Source organism: Leuconostoc miyukkimchii (assembly GCF_019656055.1).
GTDB classification, from domain to species: Bacteria; Bacillota; Bacilli; order Lactobacillales; family Lactobacillaceae; genus Leuconostoc; species Leuconostoc miyukkimchii.
In genome coordinates this window covers 21,784-37,592 of sequence record NZ_BPKY01000004.1, presented here as the reverse complement: position 1 = coordinate 37,592, position 15,809 = coordinate 21,784, and the positions used below count along the sequence as shown (strand labels likewise).

At 36.8% G+C, this 15,809-nt stretch carries 15 protein-coding genes; 7 read left to right on the top strand and 8 right to left on the bottom strand.

Annotated elements, in window-relative coordinates; genetic code table 11:
• Positions 1-28 precede the first annotated feature (28 nt).
• On the bottom strand, positions 29-439 hold the full coding sequence (locus tag K5Q13_RS04670; RefSeq protein WP_220740448.1) for a flavodoxin: 411 nt from the start codon (positions 437-439) through the stop codon (positions 29-31).
• Positions 440-769: 330 nt separating this feature from the next.
• On the opposite strand from K5Q13_RS04670, the gene K5Q13_RS04665 reads away from it, so the two are divergent.
• Positions 770-1,507: a helix-turn-helix domain-containing protein gene (locus K5Q13_RS04665; protein WP_220740446.1), complete on the top strand. Its 738-nt coding sequence runs from the start codon at positions 770-772 to the stop codon at positions 1,505-1,507.
• A gap of 136 nt (positions 1,508-1,643) precedes the next feature.
• Here the strand turns inward: K5Q13_RS04665 and rbsR are convergent, their stop codons facing one another.
• A complete protein-coding gene (gene rbsR, locus K5Q13_RS04660) occupies positions 1,644-2,639 on the bottom strand; it encodes a ribose utilization transcriptional repressor RbsR (RefSeq protein ID WP_220740444.1) in 996 nt (331 codons plus the stop codon).
• Between the two features lie 154 nt (positions 2,640-2,793).
• On the opposite strand from rbsR, the gene K5Q13_RS04655 reads away from it, so the two are divergent.
• Genes K5Q13_RS04655 through K5Q13_RS04645 form a run of 3 tightly spaced genes read left to right on the top strand, consistent with a single transcriptional unit; the run spans position 2,794 to position 5,951 of the window.
• Positions 2,794-4,017 (top strand): NupC/NupG family nucleoside CNT transporter, encoded by a 1,224-nt coding sequence (locus tag K5Q13_RS04655; RefSeq protein WP_220740442.1) that lies wholly within the window; start codon positions 2,794-2,796, stop codon positions 4,015-4,017.
• A 40-nt stretch (positions 4,018-4,057) separates the two neighbouring features.
• Positions 4,058-4,990 (top strand): ribonucleoside hydrolase RihC, encoded by a 933-nt coding sequence (gene rihC, locus K5Q13_RS04650; protein WP_220740680.1) that lies wholly within the window; start codon positions 4,058-4,060, stop codon positions 4,988-4,990.
• 1 nt (position 4,991) lies between these two features.
• Positions 4,992-5,951, top strand: coding sequence for a nucleoside hydrolase (locus tag K5Q13_RS04645; RefSeq protein WP_220740440.1), 960 nt, complete (start codon positions 4,992-4,994; stop codon positions 5,949-5,951).
• Positions 5,952-6,027: 76 nt separating this feature from the next.
• Here K5Q13_RS04645 and K5Q13_RS04640 read toward each other — a convergent pair whose 3' ends face one another.
• The 5 genes from K5Q13_RS04640 to K5Q13_RS04620 form a co-directional block, all read right to left on the bottom strand.
• Positions 6,028-7,209 carry an ABC transporter permease gene (locus K5Q13_RS04640; protein WP_220740438.1) on the bottom strand — a complete coding sequence of 394 codons (1,182 nt, stop codon included), beginning with the start codon at positions 7,207-7,209 and terminating at the stop codon, positions 6,028-6,030.
• Positions 7,196-7,885: an ABC transporter ATP-binding protein gene (locus K5Q13_RS04635; RefSeq protein WP_220740436.1), complete on the bottom strand. Its 690-nt coding sequence runs from the start codon at positions 7,883-7,885 to the stop codon at positions 7,196-7,198. Before K5Q13_RS04635 ends, K5Q13_RS04640 begins: the two co-directional genes overlap by 14 nt.
• Positions 7,878-8,924: an efflux RND transporter periplasmic adaptor subunit gene (locus K5Q13_RS04630; RefSeq protein ID WP_220740434.1), complete on the bottom strand. Its 1,047-nt coding sequence runs from the start codon at positions 8,922-8,924 to the stop codon at positions 7,878-7,880. Before K5Q13_RS04630 ends, K5Q13_RS04635 begins: the two co-directional genes overlap by 8 nt.
• Before the next feature lie 35 nt (positions 8,925-8,959).
• Complete coding sequence (locus K5Q13_RS04625; protein WP_220740432.1) at positions 8,960-9,451, bottom strand: MFS transporter; 492 nt, start codon at positions 9,449-9,451, stop codon at positions 8,960-8,962.
• A gap of 135 nt (positions 9,452-9,586) precedes the next feature.
• On the bottom strand, positions 9,587-10,834 hold the full coding sequence (locus K5Q13_RS04620) for an MFS transporter (protein WP_220740430.1): 1,248 nt from the start codon (positions 10,832-10,834) through the stop codon (positions 9,587-9,589).
• A 212-nt stretch (positions 10,835-11,046) separates the two neighbouring features.
• Here K5Q13_RS04620 and K5Q13_RS04615 point away from each other — a divergent pair, with 212 nt between their 5' ends.
• The 3 genes from K5Q13_RS04615 to K5Q13_RS04605 all read left to right on the top strand — a co-directional run bounded on the left by K5Q13_RS04615 (position 11,047) and on the right by K5Q13_RS04605 (position 13,049).
• A complete protein-coding gene (locus K5Q13_RS04615) occupies positions 11,047-11,397 on the top strand; it encodes a PadR family transcriptional regulator (protein ID WP_220740428.1) in 351 nt (116 codons plus the stop codon).
• Entirely contained in the window at positions 11,394-12,734 is a 1,341-nt protein-coding gene (locus K5Q13_RS04610; RefSeq protein ID WP_220740425.1) for a DUF4097 family beta strand repeat-containing protein, read from the top strand. Before K5Q13_RS04615 ends, K5Q13_RS04610 begins: the two co-directional genes overlap by 4 nt.
• A 63-nt stretch (positions 12,735-12,797) precedes the next feature.
• Complete coding sequence (locus tag K5Q13_RS04605; RefSeq protein WP_220740423.1) at positions 12,798-13,049, top strand: PspC domain-containing protein; 252 nt, start codon at positions 12,798-12,800, stop codon at positions 13,047-13,049.
• A gap of 172 nt (positions 13,050-13,221) precedes the next feature.
• Here the strand turns inward: K5Q13_RS04605 and gyrA are convergent, their stop codons facing one another.
• A complete protein-coding gene (gene gyrA / locus K5Q13_RS04600; protein ID WP_220740421.1) occupies positions 13,222-15,786 on the bottom strand; it encodes a DNA gyrase subunit A in 2,565 nt (854 codons plus the stop codon).
• Positions 15,787-15,809: the final 23 nt, after the last annotated feature.

The following is a 15,809-nucleotide window of genomic DNA, read 5'->3' as shown; positions in this document are numbered from 1 at the left end:
TCAATAGCAATTCACTCAGCAAAGTTATTTACAATTTTTGAGGATCAAAGGCTTCATCAATTGTGCTGTTTGGTGCTAATTTTTTCAATGTTTTTAAACTCATTTTTAACGTGGCAGTGCCACTTGTCATAAATGGCTTAATCACTTTACCAGATAAATCGTTAGCTTGTAAAAAACCTCTCATAGCATGCGCCATGTCCATGCCAAACATAGGGTAGCCAAGATAAATGATATCGTCTGATAAGACATTTTTAGGCGCCTTTTTAACTTTTGGTATATCATTGGTAACAATTTCCCTACCAATTCTCGGTGATGCCTTCAATGTGCTTACCGGATAGGGATCAAATAACTCAATTGCATATAGTCGATCACCAGTTTTGCTTGCAATTTTTTCGGCAATTTTCTTGGTGTGACCACCCTGCGAAAAGTAAATAATCATATTTATCTCCTAAAAATTTTTAGTCATTTAAACGATACTTATATGTTAATAGTAAATGTTCATTCACTTATTTTCAAGTAAAACTGATGACTAACCGCAGTTTTAGGAATAGTATATACAATTTAAAATTAATCATCAGGTCCAAATTGTTGGTATTTATGCACTAAAATCGACACCAATATTGATTCGAACAGCTTTTAGATAGTATCAACTTCAACGGCCAATTCACTTATATTGCTTATATTACTCATTTTTCACTAATAAATATTGATTACTTCTTAATTTGCTGTATGATATAATTATTAAATAATTAATTTTTCTGGGGTATCTATGACTATTGGCGATCAAATTAAACAATTACGTACAGCCCACAATTTAACACAACAAGAGTTTGCTGAAAAAGTTTACATTTCCTATCAATCGGTGTCAAATTGGGAGCGTCAAAGAGGTCACCCCACGACAGCCATGATGCTAACAATCATTGAGACTTTCGACTTACCGCTAAACTTTTTCATGTCACAAACAACTAATCCACAAAACATTAGTGAGGAAGCACTTATATTTTCAGCTTTTTATAAAGCTATGTCTCGATGTCGTGAAGAAGCACCAGATATCGAAATAATCCAGCAAATATCTGGTCTATCAACTCAACGTATTCAAAAATTATTTCCTTCCTATGACGATTTGGTCTATGCATTTATAAACAATATCGATCAAGACATTAAAATCAAGGTCGAGGAACGTTTATCTTCAAATCACAGTGCCATTTCAGTATTTATAAATGACATGGCACCACTATTGTACAGTAAAAAAGAGTTCCTTCATATTCTATATACACGACCATATATTAAAAATATTTGGATGCAGTTCATTAGATCAAAGTATCGGTCTGTTCTCATTAAATATCTACCAGACACTGCACAAAACACCTTAGATACTGCCTATTTAACTGAAACATTAATGACCTTTATTTCTGTATGGATGAGCCAGCCTACACCCGAACCCTTAGCTACATTTCAAAAACGCATGGCTTCCTTGTCCGAACTTATGGATATAGATCAGTCATAAATAAAGACGATTATCTTTTTGATAATCGTCTTTATTTATGATAATACCAAACAACAGCGTTGTACTCTCAATCATGATTTTTATGTTGATACACCTTCAATTATAAAAGTTTGTATCTTATATAATTAGCACTGATTTATTTTTTCACTGGTCCAGTAGATTCTCGTACAACCAGTTTGACATCAAAAAAAGCAGTTTGAAATGGTAGATTAGGATGATCTAATCGACGTAATATCATGTTTAATGCAGCACGACCGATTTCTAAAACCGGTTGCGTCACAGTCGTTAAAGTTGGTATCATAAATTCTGCATAATCAGTATCATCATAACCTGCAATGGAAATATCACCAGGCACATTGACGTTTTGATACGCCAAACCACGCAACACACCAATAGCCATTTCATCGTTTAATACGAAAGCTGCGGTTGCTTCACTTTGAATTAATTGATGAACTGCAGCTAATCCTCCATGTTTGGATAGCGTTGCGGTTATAATAGTAGTAGGAGCCAAATTAGCTGTAGATAAGGTATCCAAGAAACCTGAACGGCGTTGACGCATATTATCAGTCAATGTATTAGGCAACACTAATGCTATTTTTCGATGCCCTAATGAAAGAAGATGACTTGCAACTAGGCTTCCCCCTGTAAATTCATTTGTTTGCACCATATCTTGTGCATTAATGTCAGCATTTTGATCAAGTACTAAATAAGGAATATGTCTTTTTTTTAAAAATTCGTTCATTTCTGCACGATCAGGAATTGGTTTACCAAAAATGAGTGCTTGTACCCCACGCTCAACTAAAGAGTATATGGCACGCTGCAAATTTTCATCAGTTGAACCAAAAAATACCAGGTTAACATCTGATGGCGCATTATCTTGCATACTCTGAATAATATCTGCAAAAAAAGGCATCCGAAACGATGGCACAATAATACCAATTAAACGATTATGTGGTCCCTTCAAGTTTCGAGCAGCGCTATTAGGAACATATCCCAAATCATCTCTTGCTTGCAGAACTTTTTCTATCGTATTTTTTGAAAATCGTTGACCCTTATCGTTTAAAATTTGAGAAACTGCTGCAATAGACACATTTGCTTTTTTAGCGACATCTTTAATTGAAGTTTTGCGCATAAACTCTATTCCTTATCGTAATGGTATACTGTAATATATCCATTGTACCCTAAAACGATTATTGAAAGCGTTTCCATTTTCAAATAATATGTGCTACAATGTCTTCGGTTAAACGATTTACTTATTTTGTTTTCTGTTCGAGAAAGGAAGAACTATGTTTTTATTTGCTAATGCCCTTGGTATCGTTGTTTTCATTGCTATTGCTGCTCTGTTTTCCAGAGATAGAAAGCATATCCAGTGGAAATCTGTTGGTATCGTTCTTATTATTGAATTAGCCCTTGCCTGGTTCTTTACGCAATTCAAAGCTGGGCAAATTGCAGTCCAATCCGCGGCTGATGGATTCAATTGGCTCGTGTCTGTTGCATCACAAGGTATTGCCTTTGCTTTGCCTGAGTGGTTGACATCAAACAATGGTGGCCCAAATTTCGTTACTTCAGCCCTGTTACCAATCCTATTAGTTGTCCCACTTTTTGACATTTTGACATATATTGGTATCCTCCCTTGGTTAATTAAGTGGGTTGGTAAAGGTTTGGCTTTCGTCACTGGGCAACCTAAGTTCGAAGCATTCTTCTCCATTGAAATGATGTTTCTTGGTAACACTGAAGTACTAGCCGTTTCTAAATCCCAATTAGACAATATGTCAGCAAGCCGTAACTTAACATTAGCCATGATGTCAATGAGCTGTGTCACTTCGGCAATTATTGGGTCATACACACAAATGGTTCCTGGAAATTATGTTCTAACGGCTATTCCACTTAACATATTAGGTGCCATTGTGATCACCTCTATCTTAAATCCTAATAAGGTTGCCCCAGAAGATGATGTCATTGTTAATATCAATGAAAAAGGCACTAAAAAGGAACCCTTCTTCTCATTCTTAGGCGACTCTATTCTTGGTGCCGGTAAATTAATCTTAATCATCACAGCAACAGTTATCGCCTTTGTATCGCTGGCTGCCTTAATTAATCAGCTATTTAGTTTAACTGGTCTACATTGGTTAACACTTGAAAATATCTTCGGTGTTATCATGTTCCCATTTGCTTGGTTGCTTGGATTCAGCGTAGACGATGCTTTCAAATTAGCACAATTCATGGGAACAAAATTGGTTACCAACGAATTTGTTGTTATGGGTGAAGTTTCCAAGTCAATTATGGCTGGTAAAGGTTTATTTGCCAATGAACATGCTCGTGTTGTACTGACTGTCTTCTTAACAAGTTTTGCCAACTTTGGTACACTTGGTATGATCATTGGTGCCTTTAAAGGCTTAGTTAGCAAAGAAAAAAATGATTATATTAGTTCGCGTGTCCCATATATGCTACTATCTGGTATTTTAGTCTCACTATTGTCAGCAGCAACAGCTGGTTTATTTGTTTGGTAAACTTTAACAATATGAATTAGAAAGGCAAAAAATGAACAACATAACCCCTATTATTTTAGATATGGATCCAGGTATTGATGATGCAGTTGCGTTGTCAATTGCACTAACACACCCAGCAATTGATATTAAATTACTAACGAGCGTTGCTGGTAACGTTTCTGTTGATAAAACAACCAACAATCTTTTAAAATTAACTACTTTTTTTAATAAAACCAATGTACCAGTTGCAAGCGGTGCCTCAGCGCCGTTGAAAAAGCCATTCGTTGATGCATCTTATATTCACGGAAAATCAGGCATGCCTGGTTATGACTTCCCACAAGTCACAGCCAAAACCTTGCCAGTCGATGCGACAACAGCTATGGCACAAGTATTATCAATGTCACCAGAGCCGATGACTATTGTTGCCACTGGATCGTACACTAATATTGCCTTACTCATCCAACAACACCCTGAACTATTAAAACAAATTAAACAATTTGTTTTGATGGGTGGTTCACTATCTGGTGGCAATGTTTCATCAGTAGCAGAATTTAATGTCTTTACAGATCCCGACGCTGCTGACATTGTTTTTAAAAGCGGTGTCCCTATTGTTATGATTGGGCTTGATGTGACATTGAAAGCCTTATTACCACTTAAAACTATTGATAATGTGGCTCATATTGGTGAATCTGGAAGCATGCTACAAAAATTGATGACAGCATATGGTGATAGTGAACCAGGTGGCAAACCAATGCACGATGTCAACACGATTTGTTACTTATTGAAACCAGAATTTTATACAACAAAAGATTATTGGGTTGATGTGATAACAAACGGCCCAGCTGCTGGTGCAACGATCGCGGACACACAAAATCGTTGGTCTAATGGCAAAGTTAATGCAAAGGTTGCAGTTGATATAGATGTACAGGCATTTGAAGATTGGTTCTTAGAACAAATTCCTGTTATGAATCAATCTCGAGAAGGGGCGATTTAGTATGGCTTCAACAAAAATGATTTTGGATTTAGATACAGGTATTGATGACGCATTGGCTTTGGCCTTGGCTGTATGTGATCCTCGTGTGGATCTTATCGGGGTGATTGCCTCATATGGTAATACCTTAGTCGAAACCTCCGCACAAAATACACTTAACCTGTTGCATTTACTAGGTGCAACTGACGTTCCAGTCTATTTAGGTGAATCACATTCATCAACGACTGAAAATTTTAACGTCATGCCTATATCAAAATCTATTCACGGTGATAATGGTATTGCCAATTTGTTATTAAAACCTGCCACACGAACGATTGAACAAACAAGTGGCATTCAATTTTTGATTGATATGGCACATAAGTATCAAGATGCCTTAGTTTATGTGCCTACTGGCCCTTTAACAAATATGTCCAAGGCTTTAGAAATTGATCCAAAAATTGCCAACTTGATTGGTAACACCACATTAATGGGTGGTGCACTTACCGTACCAGGTAATGTGACGCCTTTTACTGAAGCAAATATCAATCAAGATCCCGAAGCAGCAGATCATGTTTTCACAACACAAGAAAATTTAACTATGGTTGGCTTAGATGTCACTTTGCGCACATTATTAACCAAAAATGAAACACAACAGTGGCGTGACTTAGGCACACAAGCTGGTATTACTTATGCCGATTTAATGGATTTCTATATTGATGCTTATGATCAATTAAATATCGATCATCATGGTGCCGCACTACATGATCCCTTGGCTGTCGCTGTAGCCATTGACCCAAGTTACGTCGTCACCATACCCTTGAATATGCATGTCACTTTCGATGAGACCACAAAAGACTATGGCCGTACAATTGGCGACAAAGCACGACTACTTGAACCAACAACAACTAAAATTGCCGTTAGTGTTAACTCCCAACGTTTTGTTCGTGACTTTATGGACTTCATGGTTGCTGTTCTAAAAGACTAATCACTATATTAAAAAATTGCAAGTGTGCCAAAAACTGGCACACTTGCAATTTTTTATGTCATTTAAATATCTTGGTTTATCTCAAAATATCAATCAAATTCTTGTTACTTGCTGTTTTAGCTGGCAATATACCAAACACCAAACCAACAGCCGTTGACGTACCAAATGCCAGTAAAAATGTTGACAATGAAACAGTTGCTGTAAATGGTAGAAAAACCGAAACTCCCATAGCGATACCGAGTCCACTGAGATAACCAATCATGCCACCACTCAAGGTTAACATCACCGCCTCAATCAAAAACTGCCATAATATTTGTTGCTGTGAGGCGCCTACTGCCATTCGGATACCAATTTCTTGTGTTCGTTCACTCACAGCAATATACATCATATTCATGACACCAATACCAGCAATAAACAAGGAAATACCTGCTACGGCGACTATAAAGTAAGTAATTCCCTTAATTACTGCACTAACGCCCTTGAGCATTGCTGCCATGTCAAAGAATTCATATGACCCTGCATTATGTTGTGAGCCACTACTGTTAAGCTGCTCTGCAATTTTCTTAGTCTCCTCTGAAACATTAGCCCCAGTAACAAATGTTAATTTCAGTGTGTTGGCTGAAACATCTGCATTATTTGACTGGAACACTTGGCGGGGAACTACCACATCATAATTATTATAACTACCACGTGTTGCATCATCACTAATGATGCCAATTATAGTATACGTCGTGCCATTAATTTCAATACCAGAATTTAAGGCATTACGGTTGCTGCGGTAGCCTCTTTTAGCCAAAGATTGACTGACTAACGCTACCGGATTATTAACCAAACTATCATTTTTGGTAATTCCTTGACCTGAAATTAAATGGTCATCATTTGCTCGCGATGTCAAATAGACAATTGGATTGATGTTTTTACCATTTACAGATCCATCAGCTGATAAAATACCATGATCATCTGACTGTACACTAACCTTATTGACTTGATTGTTTTCTCGTATACGATTTAAATCGTCATCACTAAAACCACTAATCTTACTATCACCGCTTGCTGCGAAATTAATTTCTGTAGATTGTTGTCCACTGTCACTAGCTTGTAAATTCTTAAGCATCGCAACGCGCGCGCCATCCCCTAAAGCCAAAATCGTAATAACCGAAGCAATACCGATAATAATCCCAATCATAGTCAGTATACTGCGCCGCTTATTAGACACCAATGATCGGAAAGCACTCACAAATAGTTCACGTATTTGCATGATTTACCTCCTCGTCACTTTGAATACGACCATCCAATATCTTGATCAACCGATTAGTTTGACGAGCAACTTGTTCATCATGAGTTACCATAATTACCGTTGTCCCATGACTATTCAGATCTTTAAACAATGCAATGATTTCTGCTGAAGTGGCTGAATCAAGTGCCCCTGTTGGTTCATCAGCCACTAGGAAATTAGGTTTTGTAACAATTGACCGCGCAATCGCTACTCGCTGCTGCTGACCGCCAGAAAGATTTTTTGGTAACTTATGATAACTATCTGGCAAACCAACTTGTGCTAGGACCTCATTAACACGTGCCACAATGTCACGTCTTTTCATACCGGCATACAATAAGGGTAATCCAACGTTTTCACCCACGCTTTGATTAGTAATGAGCTTAAAATTCTGAAATACAAATCCAACCGATTGGTTACGTAGTTGTGCATGTTGTTTACGATTAAGCTCACTAACAACAACATCATTGAAAGCATAGTTACCATCAAAATTTTGGTCTAAAAAACCAATAATATTAATTAAAGTTGATTTTCCAGAACCAGACGGACCCATAATTGCTACAAATTCACCAGACTTAATCATAAGATTAATGTTATGTAACACCTGATAATTATCATTTCCTTGACGATAACTTTTACTAATCGCTGATAAACTAATCATTGATCGCCTCACCATTTTTTAAATGACTATCTGGATTAAGCACAATTTTTTCACCTTTAACCACACCTGATTTAATGAAATAACTTGTGCCTGATTTCGTTACGTCAGCGTTTATACGACTAGCTTTACCATCAATTACTTTATAAATACTACCTTTATAGACAGCCGAACTTGGAATCTTAAGGTCATTTTGTGGTACCTTTACTTTAACGCTTTGTCCGTAAAGGAAATCGCCATTGACATTAGCAGAGAAAGGATAGTACGTTGTTCCTTTACCTTGTTCTGCTGGAATTTGTTCGATTTTATCAATCGCTGTCGTTTGTGTCGGTGTACCATCAATGCCACTAACAGTGACACTATCACCACTATGAATTTTATCATAGTCGTACTCTGACACCGTAGCACGCAAAACCTTTTCCGTCGTATTCATTGTTAAAGAAGGAATACCATCTTTGGTATTGTTGTCTACTGAAACAATGCCATCAAATGGTGCCGTTAAACTAACATTAAGTTTATTTTGTAACTCAACAAGTTTATTTTGTGCATCTTGTAGATCAGCATTAGCATCAGTTGTCGCTTGCTGTGCCTGTGCTACAGTGTCTTTTAAGGCGGCCTTGCCTTCTTCATCAGATGCTTGTTGATATTGTTGTTGTGCACTCTTTAACGCACTTGCGGTGGCGCTTGCACCACGAGTAGCCTTAGAAATGACATCATTTTGTGCTTCAATGGCTTCTTGTATATCTGTATTAGTTACTGTCAACAGAATTTCACCATTCTTAACGGTTTGTCCATCATTCACATTAATCTGCTGTATTTTACCAGATGGTGAATTTAATGTTTGTGTTTTATTTGCCACAATTTTACCAGACATCGACAACGCTGGCGAGCTTGTCACGCGATATGACTGATAACCTTTTTTGGTTACTGATGATGCCTTGTGTGTCATTTTATTATAAGTTGTTATGCTTGTAACAGTTAACAATCCAACTGCCACAACACTAGAAACAGTGATCAATACTACCTTTGTACGCTTTTTCATGTCACATCCTTAATTATCCTTAGATTCCTTCATACTTATTTCAATAATATTGGTATGAGACCTATTGCAAGCGTTAATACAACCATAATTACAGTATAAATAATCTGTGTACGTTGTGTAATTATTTTCTCTGACCGTAAAATAAGCACAAAAAATAATGTATCTATTAGGCCACTCACGATAGTAACAATATCATTACCTCGATTATATAGACCAAGAACAGTTATCAAAAATATATTAACAATTGCAAATGGTAATTGGCTAACACCTGTAGCATACCATGATGTTAAAAATGATACTGACTGCTTTTCTTCTTGACCTAATTGTGACAGCCAAATAAATAGCTTATTAATCAGTGCACCAAAAATTACACCCACCACACTAGCAACAGCAGCTAGCAGAAGCATTTTCTGTCCTTCAACTTTGATGCCGTTAATTTCTGTCAGACTCAGTATATTAATAACACTGATACCCAGGATCACCAGTGTTGCAATAATGGCGATAATTACTTGATTTCTTTTACTCATTACTTTTCTCCCCTTTGTTACCTCTTGAACAATAATGCTTTCTATTATACCAGATTTATCTTTGTAGCTGTGCCCATTCTTATGTATAGACAAATACATTACTTTGTGGTAATCATTTTGTTAATACTAACTAATCTAGTCGATATAACTGCTATTTTTTATTTTGGTGTCCTTGATATTGTGATAAACCAACAATGCTAACAAGCTAATTAATACACCATATCCGGCAAAAATAAATGGCACGGTTGTCTTTCCAAATGTTACTAGGATACTTGTCAACGTAATACCAATTGGATAACTCGCTGACGTCATACTGCCAGATATTGTAAAAAGCGCCCCTTTGGCTTCTTCATCAAATGTTTGTTGATAAAATGTTGTTTTGTATATCAAAGCTGGAGAAACACCGACACCAATAATAACTAGCACGAAAGAAACCAAATAGACATTATTAAGGAAGCCAATAAGTGAGAATAAAATACCATGAATACCAATCGCCACTACTACACCTTTGATCAACCAACTCTCCTTTATTTCAACTTGCCCAACAACAAACGAACCAACAATAATGCCAATGGATGTCATTGATTCTAATAAACCATATTGTTGTGATCCTGAATGTAATATTTGTTTTACCATCACAGGCAATAACACAGCAAGTCCTGCCCAGAGCAGCATATTCCAAAAAAAGTCCATTAATAACACTAATACTAATTGTTTATTTCTAAAAATAATATGAAAAGCATTTTTTGTGTTTTGTAAATAAGACAACTCATGAGACACTTGTTTACTTTCTTGATTGAAAGTGAACATGCCACGAATTTTGAATAATAACAACGTGATTACCGCATAAAAGACAGAAACTAATGCATAAATTTTGATGCCATATCCTAAAGCCAACACCAAACCAGACGTTAACGAACCAAAAATATATGTCATATCAAAACTCATCGTAACAAATGCATTTGCTTTCATTCTTTCTTTTCCGCTCGGAAAAATTTCTTGAATAATCATCGAGTCACCACCCATGAGTAGAGGTTTCATCGCACCACTTATAATTAATAAAACAATGAATACTAAAAGATCAATATGATTGTTTAAACCATTGAAAATCAAAAATAGAAAAACAAAAATATTGATTGTATTAGCAAATATCATTAAATTCAACTTATTGAATTTATCTAATAATCCCCCTAAAATCGGACCGAGAATGATACTTGGTAACTGTAGTGCACCCAAAACCACAGCAATAACTATTGGTGAACCAAACCTGTTATATGCCAACCAAATTAAAGAAATATTTGCTATGCTATTAGCTAAATTACTCAGTACAATGCTAGCAAAAAGATTCCTAAATATTGCATTTTTGAAACTATTCAAATACATTATTCAACGCTTTCCTATAGATTATAATGTTTGTTTTCTAAACCATATTAGTCAGTAACTGCCAACATTTCCTTAGAAACACTGCCTGAAAACTAATTTAACACACTATACACTTAAAATCATTAGATTAAAACACTACCATAAAACAAATTACTTTGACAACCATAGTAATTTGTTTTATGATATAGTTACAACCTATAAGAGGTAATCAAATGACTATTTCAAAAGATCTGATTCGTGGACATACCGATACAATTATATTAAATATTCTCAATCAGGGGGATTCTTATGGCTACCAAGTCTCTAAATCAATTCGCATATTAAGCCAACAACAATATGAACTAAACGAGGCAACACTATATACTGCGTTTCGACGTTTAGAAAAAAGCGGGGATGTCGTTAGTTATTGGGGCGATGAAACTCAAGGTGCCCGAAGAAAATATTACAAAATCACCGCAACTGGTCAACAAAATCTTGCTGTGGCTCTACAAGACTGGGAATTTGCCAAGGATATTATCAATCGACTCATTACCGATACGATAGCTAAAGGAGACGTATCATGACATCAATTGAAATGGAAATACGTACGCGTCTAGACGTCATCTTTTCAAAATACAAACCTAATTCAGAACTGACAGAATTCAAAGAGGAACTCGTTGCTGATTTAATGGAAGCTTATCAAGATTTTGCCAAACAAGATAAGTCTCATGATGAAGCGCTTGATGATACTTTTGATCAACTAGGTGACATTGATACCGTGCTACGTGAGTTAAGTCAAAAAACTAGCGCAGATGAGTCATCTCAAGGTGACAAGAAAAAGAAGACACCTTTTTTCGATATTTCAGATGATGGCTTTCATGTTGGTAATTTACATATTAATAATCAAGGTGTTCGCTTAGGGGATGATATTGTTATTGATGGTAAACATGACAAAGTACAGTTCGGCGAATGGCTACATGTTGATCATGACGGTGCACGTGTTGGCAAAAAATATTATCAGTTCAACGACGACATGACAATGAATCACGCGCAATTTGAGAATGATAAAAATACCACTGCGCCTCATTGGGCTACTGCTCATCATAATGTACAAATACCTATCAGTGATAAAAAATTCATTTTCAACTACAAGGATACAGCTATTAATTTTTATACGAATGATAAAACAGACTTAATCACTGTAGATGAATATTTCAGCCGCGATAATGCCCGATATTTTGCAGCAGTTACAGAAGATGACGATCGTGTGTTAATATCACAAGGTGAACAACCCTTACTCTTTCATGTTCGTTCTCTCATCAATATTGGTCTTCCTAAAAATTTTGAGAAAGGGCGTATTAAAATCCTTAATCATAGTGGTCGTATCACTGCACACGATTTAATACTAGACACTTTTGATATTGTTATTCATGCTGGTAGTTTTAAAGGACATAATCTTAAAGCAAAAAATGCTATCTGGGAGATTAACTCAGGATCAATTCAAGTTGATGAGCTATCTCTTCAAGGCGCAGAAATTTTCAATAAATCTGGTAGCATTAAACTAAAAAACGCCACAATTCCTCACGCTAAAATTAGTGTTACCTCTGGTTCAATTCAAGCCGATAATTTTGTCGGTGGTGGTCAATTTAGTGTAGAAGCAGGACCATTACGCTTACGCGTATCTAAACTAACAGATGATCTCAAACTTCGAGCAAATGCTAGTACAGTCAGAGTCACCGCGCCAGAAACGCAGGATTTTAATTTTGATCTATCCGTTAGATCTGGTGTGATTAATATGGAACGAAACACTAACATTAATTTTGAAAAAAATGTGGATAACTATAAACGTGGTGTTTATGGGCAAAATCCAGAGTTTACAATTGATGCTGCTATAGATTCTGGTACAATCAAGATATACTAAACTTGATTTTTCACTGCACAATTTATAGTACATTATAATATCTTATAAATAGGGAGTTCTATCATGGCAAAAAAGCAAACACTTACACGTTCACGTAGCAATCGTATGATTGGTGGCGTTATCGGCGGTATATCCGAATATTTTGGTTGGGATTCCACACTCGTGAGAATTATATTTGTCGCTGTTTCAATTTTTTCAGCCGCATTTCCTGGTACGCTAGTTTACATTCTAGCTTGGATTATCATACCAGATGCACCACGTAAAACACACTATTATTCAACCGAATCACCCAAAGATGTTACACCTGAAGATTAATTATAATTAGTACAATAGGAACAAGTTGCGTAAAATATAGTATCTCAACAATAAGGAGAATGACTATGTTCGACTACCTTGCATCCCTAATTACTAATAAAAAAGGGTTATCATAAATAAAAATCGCTGACTAGATAATCTAGTCAGCGATTTTTATTTATATATTTGCTAGTTATGACTCATCTTCATTTGTATCATCAGATTCTACACGTTCTAGTAAGTCTGTTATTTGTTGTATTTGTTGGCCATCCAGAGGTGTTTCACGTGAAACGTCCTGCACGCTCTCTTCAGCAAGTATCTCTTCTTCATGATCTACTTTCGCTAATGTCGCGACCTTTGCACCATTTTCTAATCTAATTAAACGCACGCCTAGTGTCGCACGGCCTGTTTGACTGATAGATGATGCTGTGAATCGGATCATTACACCCTGCGTCGTGGTAACCATGATATCTTCATCACCATGAATAATGGTCATTCCTGCTAATACACCATTTTTTTCCGTAATATTAGCGGTTTTTATGCCTTTACCACCACGACCCTTAATTGGATATTCACTGACTGGTGTTTGCTTTCCGTAACCTTTTTCCGTAATGATTAAAACATTATCATTTAAACTAACAACGTCGGCTCCGACAACAAGATCGCCTTCACGTAGCCTAATACCACGAACACCAGCTGCGCCGCGTCCCATGATACGAACATCTTCCTCAGTAAACCTTACTGAGTAACCATCTTTGGTCGCTATAAGCACACTTTGCGTGCCATTCGTAATTTGAACAGACAACACTTCATCATCATCGCGCAAAGTCAATGCTTTCAAACCATTTGTACGGATATTTGAAAAGTCACTGACAGCTGTTCGTTTGACAATACCCAAACGTGTAACAAAGAACAAATATTCTTTACTTTGATCAGCTGCGCCACGAACATTAATAACTGTTTGAATCTTTTCATCACCTTCAAATTTCAGAAGATTAACAACCGGTATACCTTTAGCCTGGCGACCATATTCAGGGACCTCATATCCCTTCATTCGGTATACTTTACCTTTATTTGTGAAAAACAACAGTGTGTCATGTGTGGACGTTGCAACCATTTGGTCAACAAAATCTTCATCATTAACATTCATGCCTTGTACACCACGACCACCACGATTTTGTGCCTTAAATTCTGCTTGTGGTACACGTTTGATATAGCCATTTCGTGTTAGAGTCACAATGACATCTTCTTCTTCAATTAAATCTTCATCTTCCAAGTTTGTCACATCACCAACTTGTAACTCTGTGCGACGTGCATCCCCAAACTTAGTTTGAATTTCTAATAGTTCATCATAAATAATTTGGTCAACGCGTTCTTCATGAGCCAAAATATCTTTCAAATCAGCAATTACTGCCAAAAGCTTTTGATATTCATCTTCAATTTTATCGCGTTCTAAGCCAGTTAAGCGTACAAGTCGCATATCCAAGATAGCTTGCGCTTGCTTGTCAGAAAGTGAGTAGCCATCAATCAAACGCACCTTAGCTTCTTCTGAAGTTGCTGATGACCGAATAATACTGATGATTTCATCAATATGATCAAGTGCTATTCGCAATCCCTCAAGAATATGTGCACGCGCCTGTGCTTTTTGTAAATCAAAAGCTGTACGGCGACGAATGACTTCACGTTGGTGAATTAAATAAGCCACTAGAATTTCTTTGAGACTCATTGTTTGTGGTTTCCCACCATTAATTGCCAACATATTAAAACTAAAATTAGTTTGTAGCAGTGTTTCTTTATATAAATTGTTTAAAATAACGCTGGCTGAGGCATCGCGTCGTACATCAATTGAAACACGTAGACCATCGCGATCAGATTCATCGCGAATACCAGTAATACCTTCAATTCGCTTATCACGAGCCAATTCTGAGATGCGCTCGATTAAACGCGCCTTATTAACAGCATAAGGTAATTCTGTGACAATAATTTGTTCCTTACCTGTTTTGGTTTGTTCAATATCTACCTTGGCACGAACTGTCACACGACCACGGCCTGTTTCATAAGCTCGACGAATACCTGACTTGCCCATCACAATACCACCAGTTGGGAAATCAGGCCCAGGAAGAACCTCCATTAAATCCAAAGTTGTTGCTTCTGGATTATTCATCAAAACATGCAAAGCTGAAATAACTTCGCCAAGATTATGCGTAGGTATATTGGTCGCCATACCAACAGCAATACCAGTAGCACCGTTCACCAATAAGTTGGGGAAACGTGCTGGTAAAACTTCGGGTTCGCGTTCTTCACCATCATAGTTTGGTATGAAGTTAACTGTATCTTTGTTTAGATCCCGAACCATTTCCATAGCAACTTTGGATAGACGCGCCTCAGTATAACGCATAGCCGCTGCGCTATCACCATCGACAGAACCAAAGTTTCCATGTCCATCAACAAGCATATGTCGGTATGAAAATGGTTGTGCCATACGGACCATTGACTCATAAATAGCTGAATCACCATGAGGATGGTATTTACCCATGACATCACCAACAATACGTGCTGATTTTTTATGTGGCTTATCAGGTGTATTTCCCTGTTCAATCATTGAATACAGGATACGTCGATGAACCGGTTTCATGCCATCACGGACATCAGGTAAAGCACGCGCCACAATAACTGACATAGCGTATGATAAAAATGATGTTTTCATTTGTTCTGACAAATTCGCATTGTGAATACGTGAGTCATTTTGTTCAGACATTTTTTACTCCTTGTAACATTATT

Bases quoted from the DNA above. Each gene is read 5' to 3' on its own strand.
- K5Q13_RS04620 (WP_220740430.1), bottom strand. From the start codon at position 10,834: ATGTATTTGAATAGTTTCAAAAATGCAATATTTAGGAATCTTTTTGCT.
- K5Q13_RS04610 (WP_220740425.1), top strand. From the start codon at position 11,394: ATGACATCAATTGAAATGGAAATACGTACGCGTCTAGACGTCATCTTT.
- K5Q13_RS04655 (WP_220740442.1), top strand. From the start codon at position 2,794: ATGTTTTTATTTGCTAATGCCCTTGGTATCGTTGTTTTCATTGCTATT.
- K5Q13_RS04605 (WP_220740423.1), top strand. From the start codon at position 12,798: ATGGCAAAAAAGCAAACACTTACACGTTCACGTAGCAATCGTATGATT.
- K5Q13_RS04670 (WP_220740448.1), bottom strand. From the start codon at position 439: ATGATTATTTACTTTTCGCAGGGTGGTCACACCAAGAAAATTGCCGAA.
- K5Q13_RS04645 (WP_220740440.1), top strand. From the start codon at position 4,992: ATGGCTTCAACAAAAATGATTTTGGATTTAGATACAGGTATTGATGAC.
- gyrA (WP_220740421.1), bottom strand. From the start codon at position 15,786: ATGTCTGAACAAAATGACTCACGTATTCACAATGCGAATTTGTCAGAA.
- K5Q13_RS04625 (WP_220740432.1), bottom strand. From the start codon at position 9,451: ATGAGTAAAAGAAATCAAGTAATTATCGCCATTATTGCAACACTGGTG.
- K5Q13_RS04635 (WP_220740436.1), bottom strand. From the start codon at position 7,885: ATGATTAGTTTATCAGCGATTAGTAAAAGTTATCGTCAAGGAAATGAT.
- rbsR (WP_220740444.1), bottom strand. From the start codon at position 2,639: ATGCGCAAAACTTCAATTAAAGATGTCGCTAAAAAAGCAAATGTGTCT.
- K5Q13_RS04630 (WP_220740434.1), bottom strand. From the start codon at position 8,924: ATGAAAAAGCGTACAAAGGTAGTATTGATCACTGTTTCTAGTGTTGTG.
- K5Q13_RS04665 (WP_220740446.1), top strand. From the start codon at position 770: ATGACTATTGGCGATCAAATTAAACAATTACGTACAGCCCACAATTTA.
- K5Q13_RS04640 (WP_220740438.1), bottom strand. From the start codon at position 7,209: ATGCAAATACGTGAACTATTTGTGAGTGCTTTCCGATCATTGGTGTCT.
- K5Q13_RS04615 (WP_220740428.1), top strand. From the start codon at position 11,047: ATGACTATTTCAAAAGATCTGATTCGTGGACATACCGATACAATTATA.